13 protein-coding genes are annotated in these 17,826 nt (G+C 56.5%); 3 read left to right on the top strand and 10 right to left on the bottom strand.

The features are described 5' to 3' along the window. Positions 1-792 precede the first annotated feature (792 nt). On the top strand, positions 793-1,854 hold the full coding sequence (locus tag QCE48_RS10975) for a hypothetical protein (protein ID WP_309787820.1): 1,062 nt from the start codon (positions 793-795) through the stop codon (positions 1,852-1,854). 417 nt (positions 1,855-2,271) lie between these two features. On the opposite strand, the gene QCE48_RS10970 is transcribed toward QCE48_RS10975, so the two are convergent. The 10 genes from QCE48_RS10970 to QCE48_RS10925 all read right to left on the bottom strand — a co-directional run bounded on the left by QCE48_RS10970 (position 2,272) and on the right by QCE48_RS10925 (position 13,493). Beyond that, on the bottom strand, positions 2,272-3,768 hold the full coding sequence (locus tag QCE48_RS10970) for a S8 family serine peptidase (protein WP_309787821.1): 1,497 nt from the start codon (positions 3,766-3,768) through the stop codon (positions 2,272-2,274). A 17-nt stretch (positions 3,769-3,785) separates the two neighbouring features. After that, positions 3,786-6,398: a S8 family peptidase gene (locus QCE48_RS10965; protein ID WP_309787822.1), complete on the bottom strand. Its 2,613-nt coding sequence runs from the start codon at positions 6,396-6,398 to the stop codon at positions 3,786-3,788. A 19-nt stretch (positions 6,399-6,417) separates the two neighbouring features. Then, positions 6,418-7,578 carry an ATP-binding protein gene (locus QCE48_RS10960; RefSeq protein ID WP_309787823.1) on the bottom strand — a complete coding sequence of 387 codons (1,161 nt, stop codon included), beginning with the start codon at positions 7,576-7,578 and terminating at the stop codon, positions 6,418-6,420. Between the two features lie 108 nt (positions 7,579-7,686). Next, entirely contained in the window at positions 7,687-8,415 is a 729-nt protein-coding gene (locus QCE48_RS10955; RefSeq protein ID WP_309787824.1) for a hypothetical protein, read from the bottom strand. A gap of 43 nt (positions 8,416-8,458) precedes the next feature. After that, positions 8,459-9,820, bottom strand: coding sequence for a hypothetical protein (locus QCE48_RS10950; protein ID WP_309787825.1), 1,362 nt, complete (start codon positions 9,818-9,820; stop codon positions 8,459-8,461). A gap of 9 nt (positions 9,821-9,829) precedes the next feature. Next, positions 9,830-10,345 (bottom strand): hypothetical protein, encoded by a 516-nt coding sequence (locus QCE48_RS10945; protein ID WP_309787826.1) that lies wholly within the window; start codon positions 10,343-10,345, stop codon positions 9,830-9,832. Next, positions 10,293-10,781: a hypothetical protein gene (locus QCE48_RS10940; protein WP_309787827.1), complete on the bottom strand. Its 489-nt coding sequence runs from the start codon at positions 10,779-10,781 to the stop codon at positions 10,293-10,295. The genes QCE48_RS10945 and QCE48_RS10940 overlap by 53 nt, the downstream gene beginning before the upstream one ends. Positions 10,782-10,785: 4 nt before the next feature. Beyond that, on the bottom strand, positions 10,786-11,259 hold the full coding sequence (locus tag QCE48_RS10935) for a hypothetical protein (protein ID WP_309787828.1): 474 nt from the start codon (positions 11,257-11,259) through the stop codon (positions 10,786-10,788). Positions 11,260-12,266: 1,007 nt separating this feature from the next. Next, positions 12,267-12,899: a hypothetical protein gene (locus QCE48_RS10930; protein WP_309787829.1), complete on the bottom strand. Its 633-nt coding sequence runs from the start codon at positions 12,897-12,899 to the stop codon at positions 12,267-12,269. Positions 12,900-12,902: 3 nt separating this feature from the next. After that, positions 12,903-13,493 carry a hypothetical protein gene (locus tag QCE48_RS10925; RefSeq protein ID WP_309787830.1) on the bottom strand — a complete coding sequence of 197 codons (591 nt, stop codon included), beginning with the start codon at positions 13,491-13,493 and terminating at the stop codon, positions 12,903-12,905. A 1,071-nt stretch (positions 13,494-14,564) separates the two neighbouring features. On the opposite strand from QCE48_RS10925, the gene QCE48_RS10920 reads away from it, so the two are divergent. Both QCE48_RS10920 and drt4 read left to right on the top strand, forming a co-directional pair. After that, a complete protein-coding gene (locus QCE48_RS10920; protein WP_309787831.1) occupies positions 14,565-15,158 on the top strand; it encodes a hypothetical protein in 594 nt (197 codons plus the stop codon). A gap of 992 nt (positions 15,159-16,150) precedes the next feature. Continuing rightward, a complete protein-coding gene (drt4, locus tag QCE48_RS10915; RefSeq protein WP_309787832.1) occupies positions 16,151-17,806 on the top strand; it encodes an antiviral reverse transcriptase Drt4 in 1,656 nt (551 codons plus the stop codon). Positions 17,807-17,826: the final 20 nt, after the last annotated feature.

Genomic DNA, 17,826 nt, shown 5'->3' with positions numbered 1-17,826 from the left:
GAAGGCAGGACCTACACGCTCACGGGGTCTGAGACGCTGACTACCGAAGGAATTGCTGTCCTCGCAAGTCAAGCGACAGGCAAGCCCATGCCGTCGTGCACGTGACTGACGGACAACTCGCTACGGGGCTGAACGCCGCAGGGTTCCCGAGTTATTTGTATCTGTCCTAGTGTCGGCTGGGGTTGATGCAGGCGCGCAATCTCTCCATCGTCACGGACCATGTCGAGTAGCTTATCGCTCGCCCTCCGAGACTTCTCGCCGAGCATCTCTCGGAATCAGGGTCTACTTTGGAGGCTTGAGAGTTAGTCCGGCCGGCACAACGCACGCCGCTTCTGGAACGTCAGCGCGCTGCCGATTCGAGCGATGCCTGTGGTGATGCGTCTACAGCGAACATTGCGGTGTCTCGAGTCACGACCTCGAGGCTTCATAAATGAGATAACGATGAGCGAGCCCGGCATCGATTCCATTGTGCTTCTTGTCTAGACGCAATTCGTTGAGTTGTCGAACTTGTCCAGGACTTTGTAATGTTCGATGCTGCAGATTGCAACGTGTCAAGCCCAGCCCCGTGACCTCCGTAGATTCACATGGCGTTCTAGCCAAAGCTGTGGTGGTATTATGCACTCAAGGCATCTGGAGCCCATCCGTTGCGCCACCGCATTGCGGTCATGGCAAATCCAGGTTTGGCAGCGTGCGTTGACACCGCAATTTCCGTTAAACACCCAATTCAGGCCCGTGGCATGCGCGACGCCACGTCCTCTCGTCTGACGCGGATGCAACCTATGGAGTTGTGTAATGACGCATTTTCAATCGCCCGCGAATTTGGCGAAGGCTGCTGCTGAAATACTCTGTGCGTTTCTTAACGCAGGCAACAGCAGTATTTATCTGGAGCAAGCGACGCAAGTCTGGGAAATAATCAGCGGCGACGCAGAAAGCAGCCCGACTTCAACTGCAAGACGTCTAAAAGCAGAGCTAGAATCTTTGGGTATTCCGTTACGATATCGGAGTGCATTGCACGCGGTGGCTCTTATAAGAGAAAGCGAATCTAACTTCCGCGTTGCTTATCACGAGAGAAGGGCGAGAAAGCTTCCCCTCTGCTTGTTGACGACTTTAGTTGGGGGCGTGCAAGAGTCATGTGGCCCATTCTCGACGTTTTCGAACGCATTGACCGCTGTCGTCGAGGTCATTTGCGAAGTGATGCCAGAGCGGTATGAACCCGCACTATGTAAGCTGACAAAGTACCCGTTCGGCATAGATATCGAAATTGAGCCGATTAACTCTGACTTTCTGCAATTTACGCTCCGTTTTCAGTATGGGAGTTCGGACGACCTGAATGACTTTGTCGCAATTGATGATGACGGGCTTCGATGCGTCATGGAACAGGTTGTGACCAACCTTCACCGAGCCCGCCCTGGACTGCTGGTCGACAACGCCGCATTCCCAGCAACAAAGGCGCCATGGCTCAGCGCTCGTTTTTGCATTCTCGACTTACAGGGCGAGTGCGAACTTGGGCCGATGGATGAGGAGAATTTGTTCAAATTTTTCTCCGCGGGGGACTCCTGCGAGTCTGAAACGAGAGGGGCAACTTGGATAGTTCGGATAGGAACTAAGGCATTCGGAGTCGGCATCTATTGGATTGATGCTCGTCTGCCACCGGATAGACTAGAGAAAGTTGAAGAAACAGCACCGGGCGAAGTGGGAAAAGAAGTTTTCCGGCGCTACAGTCTCTTTGCACGGTCAGTCCGTGGGCGAACCAAAGAAGCAATTTCCGCTATGCAAGCGGGTTACCTTGAAGGATTAACGAAAGATAGTGCGGAGCTCAGGTCGCAGCGTGAGAAATCCGGCGAATGCGGTTGAAACGACATCGGGAAGGGAGCCTTCCCGATGTCGTTTCATTCAGTTTAGCGCAGCACAAAGCCCCGCAACGCGGGACGATGTATGGGCAGTGTTCTTTTTTGATTAGCCCAGACGCCTTTCCGGGTGCGGAGGAAGCCCGCTCATGCAGTCGCTCGCAAACCGCCGAGCGTTTATGCAAAAGGTCGTACAGTCAAGCGAGTTTGTAAGTACGCTGCTCGCTTGCAATCCATTGGTTCGACTTTTTAACGTCGGCCAACAAGTCGTCTGCGGGGCCTTCCACCTCTACCACGACGGACTTCGAGACGGACTTCGATGCACGTGTGTCCAAAATTCGAGCCTTCGCATGCTCGCATATCAACCGGAGCTCTTCCTGAGGTATGTCTCCAGTGCCTCTAAAAACAAGAACAAAGCGACTCATCACGTTACTCCACCCATGTGAGGCAACCCCCGACCTACGTCAGAGGAGCCAAAACCAAGCAATCTGCACTGGTTATATAGCAACCCCTTCAAGTCAGTTAAACGCTCTGGGCTGCGCGGCCTTCCTCTCAGTGTAGGCGAGGACTCCAGCAACCTGGCGGCAAGTCCCGAGACCACCGGGCACGCCATGGACGTTCCATCCATGGCAGCGTATCCCTTCGTGCCTACGGTCGAAATGACAGCTACGCCCGGTGCTGCAAGGTCCACTGCCCCCCAATTTGAAAATTGCGGAACAAAATCGTCGGCGTCACAGCCGACTGCACGCGCTATATGTGCCGCATGCTCAGACGCATTCGGAAACGTTCCTCGACGACCTAGGGCAGCGACCGAAATGACGCTCGAGTAAACGGCGGGGTACTGAGGAATGTTGCTTCCTTCGTTTCCACATGCCGCCACAACCAGGATTCCTGCTGCTTCTGCATCTTCGATGGCGGCTCGCAGGACGTCATCTTGCGCCGTCTGTCCGAGACTCAAGTTGATTACGTCGGCCCCGGCCTCGATGGCAGCCTTAATTCCGTCATACACGTAATTGGTCAGGGTTGCACTAGAATTTCGCTCAAAAACTCGAACGCTAATCAACTCTGCATTGGGCGCCAGACCTTGTGCGAGGCCCGTAGCGCCGATAATGCCGGCGACGTGAGTCCCGTGTCCAGTGCCATTGTCACCAAGGTCATCATCCTCGTCAGCTTGAGTGCAGGAGGTGCGTTGGGACACATTCCTGAGGTCGCAGTGGTCGTCGATGCCTGTATCAATGACAGCAACCCTGACTCGTGGCACGTCAGTTTCGCCAGCCCCGGGCGCAAGGGCCTCGGAGCAATAGTACTTCAAACAGTCCGGCACAGCCGGCGTCAGGCTCTGCAACGTAAACAAGACTTGCTTCGTCGACGTCTCGCCTCGCCGGACTTCTGCCCAGTAGCCCGAGATTGGGGCGACTCGAATGTATTCTGCACGCCCACTAACTGAGTCAATTGTCGCTAGGCCTCGATTATTCGTGACAGCACAGACAGGCTTCGCTGCGCCCAGCTCTTTCAGAGTCACAGACACACCCGTAAGAGGGCTGCCGCAAGAGTCGCACACCTTGATTTTGAACGCTTTGCCCGAGGTCCAGGTCAAGCCACTGAAGTCGAAGGGTGGCCTCGATTGCATAACTTGGTCTATGTCGACCGCAGCGAGACGATATGTGCGTACAGGATGCAGAGGAACGTTCAGATTTGCCGCCTCAAATGCACTTGCCTGTGCATCTGTGAGCTCGAGGACCGCAACGCCGCTATCAAGACTCGACGATATTACGGGAATCTGCGCGCCCTGCGGAAAAGCCTTGTGCAGCAGAGAGTGAAGGACTGCTTGCTTGCGACCGGACTGGGCGAACGGACCAACGAACTCTCTTTCTTCAATGGCCCGAGGCATGACGATGTATTGTTTAGTAATTGCAGACATTTTTTCAGCGAGTTCGATTACATGGCTTGCGGGCGAATGCGCATCGCGGCGCGGATATCGTTCATACGTACAGCGGAGGTTGCTACCAGTTCCTGTGCGAGGTCGCCGTAGACGTTGGCTGCACCCTCAGGGTCAGAGATGGTCAGCACGACCGCAAATGGAATGCCGTCCTTGGGAAACTCCGCCTGGTCTCGCAGAACGTAGTTGACGCAGAGTCGCCACTCCGCCGAACGCCCGGTACCCTTGAAGTTACCCTCGAGCACCTTCACCGGACTCCACTTCAGTCCGTCAACAAGCAACGCAGCCTCGCGAGAGCTTCTCTTCAATCCATGAGCATGAACCGGCTTCGCACGTCCTTGCCATCCGGCGCTCATTGCGTCTTCTTCGCCTTCCGAGTCATCATCTTCATCATCGTTAGGCCCGGCCTTGGCGGTCTTGCGCTGACGAAGCGCTAACTCGAGGTTGATGCGCGCGACTTCCGCCCCGTATCTGAAGTCAAGAGGCGGGGAGCAGACGAGAGTTAGGCGTGCGAGGCCGCGGCAACGGCCCTCGTCATCGACCAATTCCTTCGGCCAGCGAAAGTCGATGATGGTGTTCTCATCGACCTGAAGATTGTCATAGACCACGACGCCGAAAGTGTGCCGGTCAAGGGCGAGCGACTGATGACTCGCACGGGGATATCCGAAGCCAATCAGGCTCCGACCGATGCGACGGGCTTGCTGGCTCTTAAACGGCTTCTCAAAGTACGTGTTATGCAAGAACAAGGCTTGCACGACCTCACGAGGTGCTGCGCCCGCGAGCTCCATATCGAGAGCGGCAAGGGTCTTCGCCACCAAGGGAGCGGCCATACTCGTGCCCTTCACCGCAGCCAGCATGCCGTGCTCCGAGACGCTCAACAACCCCGAGACGTCGTTCTCGCCGTCAGCTCCGCCGATGTGGCAGACATCGGGCTTGACGGAGCCTCGAACGCCCGGTCCACGTCGGCTATAGCATGCCGGCACGTCTGGGAGGCAGTCTTTGACCCCAGCGCCGTTCATTGCGCCCACGGAAATGTTCAATAGTGAATCTGCGGGCCCCCAAAGCGTGTCCGACTTGCTTTCAATCAACTGCGCGGCCGCCACGCTGATGCGCTTATCCCATTCCGGCCGCTTGTCGTCACCGTGCGTGTTGCCTGCAGAGATGACGAAGAAGACGTCGTGCTCACGAGCAATCTTGTCGAGCCGTGTCGCTTCTTCGCTGAAATCGCTGTGTATGACGTCTTCCTTGTTGTTGAGGCTGAAATTGAAAACACGTACACCATGCTCCCTGCGGCAAATTTCCACGACACGCTCGAGCTCATCCATGAAGCGGGCAGACCCGTTACCGTAGTGCTTGCCGAAGTGTTCGTTCCCCGCATGAAGCGCGACATCAATCAGCCAGCAACCATCATCCTCAAAGCGAAGCCCGTAGCCGGGGTTGAAGTGCCGTGCTCCTACAAGCAGGCCCGCGATGTTGGTCGCATGGTCGAGTTCTCGATGGCTTGCTGGAATCTTCCCGTATGCGGCTTTCACCCACTTTTCGAACTTGTCCGAGATGCCGCCGTCGACGACCGCGACCATCGGATAGGCCGCGTTTTCTTCCGGTTCCGGGATATTCGCCGGCGTAACCGAGATAACTGTCGACCTGCGTTGAACCCTCTGCGGAACAGCCGATGCAGCGAGCGAAGCTGGTCGGTCGGTGGAGAGAATATGCGGAACCGACACTGTGCGAACGTTGGGATGTTCGCCAAGGAGCTCAAGAAGTCGGTTATGTGAGTCATCCGAATAGTCGCCGTCGACAATCAACTGTTCGCTAACGTTAGCGAGGTCAGAGACGCTGCGAAAAATGGCAAATCCAGGTGAGTCGGTGAGACCGACATACGCCATGTTGATGGTCGGCACCGAGTCGTCGAGGACAACATACACGCCCAGCGTCTGCGCTAGCTGCTTCAACGAACGAACGAACGACTCAGCCGGGGTGTCCAGAAGCGCCTTGCTCTCGCGCCCCCCTTCATGCTTTTCGAGAGCGCCTGATACCGAGTCGAAAAGTCGTACCGCGTACATCGGCGCGAGACCGGTTCTCGCGAATTTTCCAACCGCAGATTCCGAGTCGGGCAGGCGCCGGTCCGCGGCAGACCACAGTCGGAGGCCCTCCAGGGTGCCGACCTCAGAGCGCTCACGATTAGGATTGACCACCCAACGACCCTGGCTGTCGAAGCGTCGGGATGTGGTCTCGTCGGCACGGCCGACACTTTCGAGAATTCGACCTACACCGGCGACGTTCGTGCGGACAATAAGCTCGCCAATATCGTCACCACCGACGACGGGTGCATTGGCAGGCGTGAAAAGCTTTTTAACTGGCCGATGGGTCTTCGCCCAAGCCTTTTCTTGAAGTCGAACTTTTACAAAGCCCGAAGAGCAAAACCGCGCGGAATTCTGCTGCAATTGGTCTTGAACGATTTTTAGGCTCGACGTCACTTGTACTCGAAGCTGAGCGAACGCGTCATCACGGTCAGCAAAGAAATCGGTCTTCGTGCCACCCGCGTTGGTCTTGCGCGCTTGACGCAACACCTTCGGATTTTGTATGTAAAGGAGCGGATATTCCCCGGCCATCACTTTCTCCGGAGCCGGGTCAACTCACCCAGCGGCTTATCGTTGTTCTGTTAACTCCAAAGACTTCCCCGAGCTCCACTGTGTTGAACGCATAGCGCTCGATAAATGCTCGGGCAAGCTCTCGCAAAGGCATGTTGAGGATGCCAGTTGCCTCACTGGATACTCTAGCGGCGTGAATGCTTATGACAGTCTGCAACCGCTCCGCAAAGGATAGCGTCGGACTATCTAAAATCCAACTTTTTTTAAGCGACTTTACGACATCTTGAATCTCTGCACCTGACGCTCCTTCGAGGATGACGGCGAGAAGTTTAGATTGAGCGTCACCAAATTTGAGGGGCTCGGCATAACGCCCGATAATCTCAACTCGCGCGCCCAGCTCGGGCTTCGGGAGCTCGATTTGAAGCTCAAATCGTCGCCACACTGCTGGGTCGAGCAACTGGGGGTGATTGGTTATTCCGATGGTCAATCCGCGCTCTGCGCGCTCATCCAGCTTTTGCAGCAACGTGTTGACCACGCGCTTTATCTCACCGACCTCGTTTGGGTCGTCCCGCAGCTTCGCAATCGCATCGAACTCGTCTAAAACGAGCAGCGCACGATGTCTGTTTGCAAAGTCAAACAGGTTGCCGATGTTTCTCGAGGTCGTTCCGAGGAACGAAGACATTAGCCCGTCCAGACGTGCAACGATAACGGGCAGCTCAAGCTGCCGGGCGAGCCAAAGGGCGAGTTGGGTTTTGCCTGTACCAGGTTCGCCAAATAACACACAGCTTCGTGCAGGTTCGATGCCTACTTCAATGAGCTCTGCCGCGCGGTGCCACTCGTTCACCCACGATTCAATGCCGGCGGCGAGCTTCGGGGACAGGACAGGACCTTCGGTCGGCAACGACTTCACAACAGTGATGCTCGCTACGGGTGCTGAAGTCTCGCGGTCAACGGGAATGCGCGAGGTTCGCGTGAGCTCGTCGCCCGACAGTTGGACGACTGATTTGACGGTCGTGGCGTCGCTTTTCGAGTGCATAGATGTGCCCACCAGGTCGCGAATGGCCCGTGCGCCGTCTGTGTCTCCCGCTTTTTCCAGTTCATCTGCACTCAGCAGCACGAGCTGCGGGTCGGCGGCTTTTCCTAAGGCAAACTTGCACAACTGCACAAAGGAGGTTGAAGGGTGCAACTTTGGTGGCTTCACGTGCGACTTCCGCGAAAAATGTGCGTATGAGACTATATCGCGGCTCATCCGTCAACCGTCGTGCGCGGCGCTCCTTTTTCAACCTCGCTCCGACTCAGGGCGAGTAAGTTAGCTCGCGATGGCGCGAATCGCGTGCTGAAACCAGTGCCAGGCCGTCAGCGCTTTGCCGGAGGTGAAGAGGCCTGCAGCACCTAGGAGCACCATTTGCGTAACAATGTGCCGGCGCGGAGAGTTGCGCCACGTGAGTTTCCAAAGCCACGCGAACCAACCGAAGTTCGTCGTCGCGAAGGTGCGCAGTCCGGCCAATGCGTTGGAGGCCGTCGCCATCAACACGAACACCATCGCCGTCGCGTTCTGTAAAACGAGCTGACGGCCATAATCGCTCAGGGCTTGCCAAAACTGGATTGCTGATTTTTGCATCGCGAGTGCACCGACCGCGGGCGGAATGCTGCCTTCGATAGACTGAAGCAGCAGGTAAGCCGCAAACGCGAACGCGATGGCGGGAGCAGCAGACAGCATTGCCGGTTGCGTGTCTTTATTTCGCGCATACGCCGTTGCCGCCGCGACGAGGCTGGGTAAAACAGCCCAGGCGGCCGCTTGCTGCATCGCCGAGATGAGCTGCTCATAGTGGCGAAAGAATTGCCACGCTGCGAGCGCGCAGAAGACGATGGCGGCCGGCATTTCGCTGTCCGTTCTTCCGCCGTCGCGCGGCGGCTCGCGATACATGTTAGTCACATAGTTGTGACTCTGGTTGTGGCTGTTGTGGTTGGTCACACTGTCGCCAACGTGGTTGCCTTTGCCGTTGATTGTCACTGTCGAATTTCTGAAGTTGCTCATCGCTCGTCTCTTGTTTGGTTGTTTGCTTGCTGGCAAGCAGTGGTCAGACCGAGATGAACCCGGGATTTAGCGCGCTGAAGTCATATTTGTTCTTCACAACGGTGCGGCATTTCAGAGCGAACATGTCCGCGTCGAGCACCTCGCTCGGCGCGTTCCCGTGTAAGACGCGCAATGCTTCGGAAACGCACAAGGCTGCAGCGAACGCACCAACGAACGCCGCGCCGACTGCCTTGCCCGCAAGTTCAACAACGCCGCACTGGCCGAGTTCACCCTTTTCAAGCAAGTCGACATAAAAGTTGCCCAGAACCGGCTCTCTCTGCGGCTTTTGCGGCCACGTCTGAGCCGTTGTTCGCGACGCCGGGAAGGAATGCATGCGCACGCTCTGGAAATCGTCGTGACGGCTCCCAAGGCCGGCCTCGATGATGAGGCTCGCGCCCACATTTTCGAGCTCCCGGCGCGCTTCCGGATTGTCGACGCCGCAGAACAGCAGCGACGGCTCGCCCTGTCCTTTGCGCGTATCGCCACTAAAGTAACGCTCGACGATGGCAGTCGAGAACCCGCGGCTTTCGAGCCACTCCGCCACGACACGGGTTTTCTTGCGCCCGTTGTCCTTCGTGGCGGTCAAAACGGACGTGCTCTCGGTCGATATACCGACGCGGTCGACGTCCTGAAGAAGAATGTGCGGTCGCTCCTGCGTGAGCTTCGGATACGGCAGCAGGCTCAAGCACCACGCGAACGCCTGGCCCAGATGGCCCAAGCCGAGCAGCCAGACGGACGAGGGCAGCACCTGTAACGGCGGCCCGTCGAACTCTGGCGAATCCCACGCTGCCGCCGCCGGTGCCCATAGCGAAATGCCCCCCGGCTCATAACTGTTCGGCGCTCCATCGCTCACGTGATGAAAGGCCTGGCTGACCGCGAATGCCGCCGCTGCGACGGCCGACAGCGGCATAACGTATCCCGGCTCGTCGCCGTCAAGGGGATGCCCTTCATCGACCGGTGCGGTGCCTGCGCGCCACCCGGCCATGAGCAGGCGCACGTGAAACGGGGAGGTTCGCTTGTGGGCGGCGCCGATGGAAATCGTCGGGCGGCTTGGCTCAAGGTTCGCGATGTTCGCGCCTGCATCGCGAAGCGCATCTGAGAGCAAGCGTGCCGCGCCCAACGACGGGTGCAGCGGCGCGTCACCGCATCCAGAGACCGCCACCCCGCCGAGGAAAGCGCGGCGGCCGAGGATGACTACCGCGAGAGCGGCCACCTGCTCATGGAAGTCGATGGGCGCCGTCAGCTCGAGTTGCAACTGATACCTCTGCGCTATTTCGTGCGCTTCTTCGAAGGACTTCGCCTGCCCGCTGTCGATAAGTCGTTTGACGGTTCGATGGAGCGCGTCCGCATCGTATTGGAAAGACATGGCTTTATCTCACAGACCAATATAAAAGAAGGTGGAGTTCTGCGTCGTACGCACCGTCTCCCATTCATGAGCACCCCGGTAGAGATAGATGCCCATCTTGAAGCGCGAGAACTTACCCATCGCAAAGTCAGGAAGGATGAGTCCGATGTGCCCTTTCACCGCGACCATCGGGTTTCTTCTGTCCGTGTCGCTTTGCCCGAATCCGCCAGGATGAGTGTGGACGTCCGCAATAACGGAGACCTTTTGCTGACGGCAAATTTCCCAAAGTCGGCCCATGCAGCGCCCATCGATGTGCACGTAGCCGGAATTGAGCGCGTTGGGGTCAAGGTCATCGTAGAGAACAAATCCCGTAATCGTGCGAATGTCGTCTTCGCAGTGTCCGAGCAGGAAGGCGCCGCTTTCGCGAGCGCCGGCGCTGCGCGTACGCAGGTCTTCGACGAGCTGACGCCAAAGCGAAGCCGAGCACGCCAGCTTATGCTGCGGCGACCAGAGGCGGCGAAAAGTCCGGCGAATTGAGAAGAGCATGAATTTCCTCGAGATACGTAACAATCGAACCGTCTGGCTTCCACAAGCGGGCCGGCATTTGAGTCACCCAGTTTTGATGTCCCTCTATAGTCCGTCGGTCGCACGCGATGTAAAGGGCAGTTCCACCCAGCCAATCGGTGCGAAATACATCCCTGACCCGACCGCCCCTGCTGCCAGGCCATTTGTTGTGGGCGAGCGGGGCGTTCAGTGCCACATCCCATGGCTGTGCAGTCGGTGGCTTGACGGGGAAGCCTGCCAATTCAAAGCGAAGCGCGAATGCGCCGACGGCTGCGGTGACCTCGATAACAGCGTACGGCCATTCGAGAGACACGAGCTGCCAGCGACCATCGGCTACGCCCATCTGGAACAGCGGCCCGTTGATGTCAGCCTGGAATGCGCGGGCATCGGGGTTCACCGGCTGGTAAGGGGCGCTCACGGCTTTAGCCCTGGAAGCGTTCGTTCGGCACGAGGTCGAACGAGACGTGATGCTGGTGCTTCGGCGTAAGCGTGCCCAGATGCACAGAGGCCGCAGGGCGCTCGGTCGTGCCGTTCAATTGCAGCACATGTTCAGCCGCATGCATCGCGTCGATGCCGAACTTATCGTCAGCCCAATGCTTCAGGCGGTGAATCGTCATCGAAGGCGGTGCCTCGCGGGTTACTTCACGACCGTTGAAGTGAACCGTCACCTTGAGCTCATGATGGCGATGGAAGTGGAGCTTCGGGTGCGGTTTCGAGCGCACGATTTCAATCAGCATTTCCTCGGTCAGCACGACGTCGCCGTCTTCCTCGAACACCTTAAGGTCAATTTCGACGCCGCCGGCCACCGCGCGCACAATCTCGATAAGCGTGACCTGCTCAGGAGCCTCGAGCTTGTGCACTTGGCGCGAATCTTCTTTCTGGTAAAAAATAGGCATAATAATGTGTAGTCCGTAAAAAATAGGATTTTCCAAAATGTTCTGGCCGATGCCATACTTACTAATGACGGGCCCAACGAAAAACCGGCAAAACAAATCTAGAAAATCTTCAACTAATCATCAACGAGCATCGGGCGGCGAAGGTGCGTGCTGGTTAGAACCTCCATAGTTATATGGCAGCGTCGGTTGGAAACCGGCAACGCCGCTCTGCGGAAAATTTCGTTGTACGCCGGTGCCATACGCTAGCAGCATCCTCGAAGAAGCCTCCCTCAGTGATATGGCAGCGAGCATCAGAAACCGGCAAAGGATTTTTGTGAAAAATTCCGTTGCCCGCCGTTGCCACCAGTACTTGCTTCTGAAAACGCATCGGATGAGCCTTCATCAGTGATATGGCAGTGTCGGTCGGAAACCGGCAACGCGTTCTGCAGAAATTTCGATGGCCACGGATTCCGTACACCCGGCACTACCTGATGGAGACGACGCGCCGTTCTAATATTGATATGGCAGCCGTCGACGAAAGCTGGCAACGCACCTGAAGGGAGGTTTCGATGCTCGAACGGGCGGCGTGCTTCTCACGATACCGACACCGCAGATGAGTTCGTCAAGAGCGATACGGCTATCTCAGAGACAAGCAGAGCCCGGCGAAGCCCACAACGAGTTTCGTCACTCACGGGCGTCCTCGCTGACAGAAGTCGCAGCGTGCGCGAGTTTAGCTATCGGTCGGCAATGACATATGAGGCTCAAGCAGGGCTGCAGGCGAATGATGAATCCGCTTGGAATCAGCGAGGACAGCCGCTTGCGTCCATCGGGACTGTGGACGAAAACGGCAATTGGGAGCGGGGAGAAGAAGCAGCAAGGTAGACAGCTGCAACGTATGGAGTCGGCCACTGGCTGTGCGCAGAGCACCGCATCAGTGACCGAGGGAAGGCATACATCCAGAGGGCGAGACCTGCACCTTTGAGAGCCGTGAAGAATTATTTTGTGACCAATCGACTACTCGGGTTGTCTTATAGCTCGGTGGAGTACCGCTGCTTGACTTGAGAAATCTCTTCTGGCGAGAGGTGGGCCGATGCCAAGGCTTCCTCGAAAGTCTCTTGTCGCGTCTCGCGCGGCGTTCCAGTGCTCAAAGATGAGGTGGTAAGTCTAGCCATCTGAGGTCTTGCCATCAAATGTGTTACCACGCTTTCTTTGGCTACTTCCAAGCATGAGGCAAGGGCGTCAATCAGGCGGACCGGTATGGTCTCGAATTGAATCTGCCTATCTCGGAGTTTGACTACTACTTCCTTGGGTAACTTCAGTTTCGCGACAAACTGCCCAAACTCCGTTTTGGACAGCCGGGATATCGGGTTGTGGGCCTTCGCTGAGGACAAGGGAAGTCCCCGTTTGGCATATTCGTAGCGCAGGTTGTGGAATTGACTCACAGCGATTTGAGCCGCGGCCTCACTCGCCGCCGTCTCCACTGCTTCGCCGTGGAATCGGTCCTCGACTAGGGCGGCGGCGAACTCGATGAGCTCCGCCTTGAACTGCGGGAACATTCCGATGTAATGCTGCAATTGAGCCGGCGTAGGGAGGTCGTGCTCAGCCGCGAATTGCATAAGGACTTCGTCGGCTTCCGGCTTGGTCTGCTTGGGGTAGGACATCTTTTACTCCTGGAAGTGAGCCAGCTTTTCTATGATTTGTTCTTGTCGGTACAGGATTGCGCGACGCCTGATTTGGCAAATCGTGGCAATGGTCGTCTCGTTCGGGTCATCCGACTCCTTCTGTACGCCGAGGCCAAGAAGAATCGCGACTTCCCGCAAGGGTTTCGGTAGCTCACCCAGCGCTGCGAGGAGTTCCTGAGTGAAAACTGCACTTTCTGGGTTAGACCGGCGAAGCAAAGGCGACTCGGCATAGCCCAATGCGTCGGTGTCATCCGAGCCAGGTTGCTCGTCGTCCGCGGGAGTCATGGACACGAGCCGCTTGCGCCTTGATTTTTCTCGCCGCACCTCGCTGTGAATGAATCCGGCGACCGCGTGGGAAAAGGAAGCCTCGAAGAAGTCGAGCTTTTCACCATGCGTCATCAAGTCTTTAACGAGCGCTTCGTTGAACGCACCCAGCACGTTTTCCAAGGCCTCTTGCGAGTAGCAGTCGCGAATTTTCAGCTTATGTGCCGCCACGCTGGAAAAACGACGGTTAATACAAAGGATGAGTTCTTTCTTCGCCTGCTCAGGCTGGCCGTCGCGAAGGAGGGCCATCACAGCCTCACTGCTTAACCGGCTCTTGTTTCTCGCGGCCGAACCTCGGATGCGCCGAATCAGCTCGGGGCACCCCAATGGGCGGAGTTCGCGGAGCTCGTCTTCCACTCCCTCACGTCGGACCAACAGTTGGTCGGTACCGCGCGTTCTCTTAGTCAACTTCCGGGACATGAGCCCCTCCCTGTAATGCCTGATATTGTGTAATGGCAAGCAGCTCCAAAAACCGGCAAAAAATTTTAATAATTTTTGGGCCCCTTTGTTCCCCCGTTGTCTGAAATGGGAATGGGCGTGTCGGCGTTTGGAGCGACGCTCCGGGCACACTTGCGCCGACAGGTAGACGAGCGGGGAGTCCGGCGCAGGTTTAGTCGCGCCTGGCCGTCGACCGGGCTATCGACTGAAGAAGCGCGGCGTGGCATCTAGGAGCTTCCTTAAAGACACTTTCGATGAGCGCCGCCGGCGTGGTGAGTCGACGCCACGCTAGGGAGGAAAGCTAGCTGAGACCGGTGCAGGCAGGCAACCGTCCTTGGTCGGAACCGCCGCTGAGCCTGCACGCGTCAATGAACTATGGTTCCAGGGATACTGGTTGGTTCATCGAACATTTCGTCGTCGAGAACGTCGAACCTGCCCACCTTTGTCCAAAAACATCACAAACGATTTTGCACAAGTCATCGTATGTAAGCGCACAGAGACAGCGCGAACGGACTGTCGGCAGCAGAGCGTGGAGGGCCGTGCGTCGTTACGGAGGGGTGGGCGCGACATCAACGGGACAGGTGTCGTCCGAGCCGGAAATGACAAAGCCGCCCGAAGGCGGCTTTGAGTATATGCGTCGGAACGGCGCCCGCACTGTCCATTAGAGCTTAATGCTCAGGACCCATGCGTCGAGTCTGCTACTCGACACCCCGTTCAGATGGATGACATTCGTCATATGGCCCCACCTCTGCTAGAATACGCCTCGCTTTCGTGCCACTACGGCGGGCTGTTCGTCGATTTCAGCGACGCCCGCAGTATAGCACCAGAGTTAAATTTGTCAAACGATACGTCCCTAAGGGCGAATCTCACGGGGACGGTACTGTGGCAGCAGCAGGCGCACGCGATTTTTGGACCGTCAACGGTTCTCGGGATTTTGGATTCATTCCCGCTGGGCTGACACCGACGGCCGCCGAGGCAACGCCTGTGCGTTTGCAGCGAGGCGATGCTCAGGCTCTTTGGGGCTATGACCACATCTGGGCAGACCACGCGCCGTGGGTGCGCAATACCGGCCTGAGTATTCCGATGCTTTTGCTGACGAAGCTGTCTCAACCGGGCGCAGTCTACGGCTCTGAGGTCAGCTCAAAATTCAAGGTTGGCATACAACTCGCACCCCAAGCGGTTCTCATCCTCAAATATTCAGGCGGCGCCGAACCGTTTTTCGGCGTGACGTCGTTGTATCTCCGGCGAACGAAGCTCGATGGCGACTTCATCGGGCGTTTTCGAGGATGCTCGCACGCACAGGCGTTGCTCAAAGCGAACCCGGTGTTCGAACTTGCAGAGTTCGCTCAACGCGCTGATGGTGATGCTTACGCCGCTGCCCCCCAGCAAATCACTGCTTCCATAAGTACGCGAAAGCACCGACGGACGAAGCACGACCTCCGTGCTGCTCTTCCTCCGACGGGTACGGAAGGCTGAAGGCTTCCGACTTCGCCGCACCTTCGCAATCCCGCAACTGTCGCCGAGCGTGACCAAAGCCTCTTGCGGCTGATATCTCAGGGCCGTCGCGAACTTCTTCCCGGCGCTCATAAGGCTGTCCGCGCGCCGACGATAGCTGCTGGCCGCACTGTTTCGCTTAGGCGGAGCATCGACGTGTAAAGGGCGGGACTTCTGGCTAGCTTGGGAAACCTAAGACAGAGGACACAGTTTTGTCCTCTAAATATGCTGTTTCAAAAAAGTTTGCGTCAGGTCCGCTCGGCACCTACGCTGAAACGTCCACCTGTCGCGGTCCCGAACTCACGGCGAGGCCGTGGCTTGATAGGAGGCGATACGGACGTGACAACCCTGTGAACGGAGGCAGCGATGGCGAGTAGCCGCACGACACCCGTACCAATGGAATTCATGCGCCAATACCTGGGGCATCACAGCCCGGAGACTTTCTACCAATATGTCACCCACTTACCGGGTTCGGAGACCAAAAGAGGCCGAACATCGAGAGGCAACTAAATCGTCAGATGCGGCAGCTCGCGGTCTGGCTTCAGTTGCTCACGAATCCGCGGCGACATCGCGAGCTAAGCTTTCACTTCGTGCCTGATTTTGAGCCGGACGCCACGGCGATAGCTGCTCCTGGTCTGCTTCGCGATGCGCAAGAGCTGTCCAGACAGGACTCGTTGCAATCACACTTGGGGTCGCTGGAAGCGCGCTTGCGCGATTCAGAATAACGAATCGGTCCCAGATTCGAGTCAGAACTGAGCGCAGATGTCACGTGGACCCGGCGCATCGCGCTCAATCCCTGAGTGCCTGCGCGGCAACTGAGAGCGCTGAGCACCCACAGCGCTGAAGCCTCTTCTTCGACGCCCAGTGGCTTTTGGGTACGCGGCGGGACGACAAAATCCTCTCGAGTACGAAGCGCTGAAGGATAATATGCGCCCACACCAGCAAACCATTGCGGACAGCAACGAGCGCCACTTATGATTTTTGACAACAATCGATGGGTGTACGAGGGCCTTTCGCGGTTCAACTTCTTCCCTAATCAGAAGGCTCCTATCGGTGAATTACCTCCATGTATTACGAGTCGCCAATTGACTCCAGAAGTGGCCGAATTAGTGCTTGCAGCAGAGGGGCCAAAGGCTCGGGATACCACCGTCGGGTACGACGAGGTCTCGTATTTGATGACAAGGCATGACAACATTCCGCGGCGTCTCTCGCTCATTCATCCGGTGCCTTATCTTCGAATGGCAAGCCACATTTGGACGCACTGGAACGAGATTTCATCGGCGGTCGGCAGCGAGAACAGTGCAATCAAACCCGAGAGACACGATGACCCCCGCATCCTGATAATGAACTATGAAGACGTGCTATCAAAGTCTCGGCATATCTTGTCGGCGAGTTTTGGTAAGCGATTTAAGGTGGAAACGGACATTGCAAGCTGTTTCAACAGCATTTACTCGCACTCGATTCCTTGGGCCGTTGTAGGCGTTGCAGCCGAGAAAGCGCGAATGCGTGGTGAAGGCCAGACTCATTGGAGCGACCGACTCGACGCAATGCAGCGAACGGCAAAACGGAAAGAGACCGTCGGAGTAGCGATTGGGCCAGGAACATCAAGCGTTATTGTTGAAATTATCCTAGGGCAGGTCGATGAACGTCTTCGGGAAAAAGGCTACGAGTTCCGCAGGTTTATCGACGATTACATTTGTTTTGCCGAGACGCACGATAAGGCGCAAGCGTTCTTATCCGATGTTGGTCGCTTTCTCTCAGATTATAGACTCCATTTGAATTTGCAAAAGACGTCGATAGTCGAGTTGCCCGAGCCATTAAGCGCATCTTGGGTGACTGAATTGAGCAACGCGCTGGAAAGCCTGACGTTCGTTGTCGACGAGAAAGAGGGTGCGAAAATCTATTCTAACGGCGCGACCCAATATCTTGACCTTGCCATCAAACTGAATCGCGAGACTCGAGATGGCAGCATTTTAAAATACGCGTTTGGTTCTCTCATCGCGTGGATTCACGAAAGCGCGCTCTATGATGTTTCGGAGTATCTAGTCAATCTTGCGTGGCATTATCCCGCGTTGCTACCATATCTCGACTCACTCCACGAGAAATTTCCAACGAGCCTGGATTCATATGAACCGCAGCTTAATGCAATAATCATTGAGAACGCAAAGCACCGGCGTTCTGATGGCATGGCTTGGCCGCTTCATTTGATGCGCAAAGCAGGCCTCAAGCTGACGAATGAAGCAATTGAAAGCATTATGGCTTCCCGTGATTGCGTTGCCTACACGTTACTTTTCGAGATGCATCAAGCGGACGACCGGATTATCGATTTTGCGAAGGATTTGCTAGGGCAAGACGCTCTCGAACGTGACCAGTATTGGTTGTTGCTCTATCAACTGGCTTATCACAAGGCAATTTCCTCGCATGAGAGCGAGAAGGGGTTCGCTGTGATGCTTGAGCACATGGTGAATTTTGTGCCTTCTAACGACAAAACAACTATCGCAGAGGAATATTGCAATTATCTAAACAATCCGTTTTGGGAGGAGGGCGAAAAGCCTCTTTCGCTGGGTGATTGGGTTCTGAAGCAGGGCAATCCGGAGCGCGACCTTCAAGACGACCCGTTTGGGCAGTGATTGATTTGTAAGTGAGCTGA

This window comes from Caballeronia sp. LZ024 (genome assembly GCF_031451455.1).
GTDB lineage: Bacteria > Pseudomonadota > Gammaproteobacteria > Burkholderiales > Burkholderiaceae > Caballeronia > Caballeronia telluris.
Note: the sequence above shows the minus strand (reverse complement) of the source record. Positions and strands in the feature narration are given on the sequence as shown.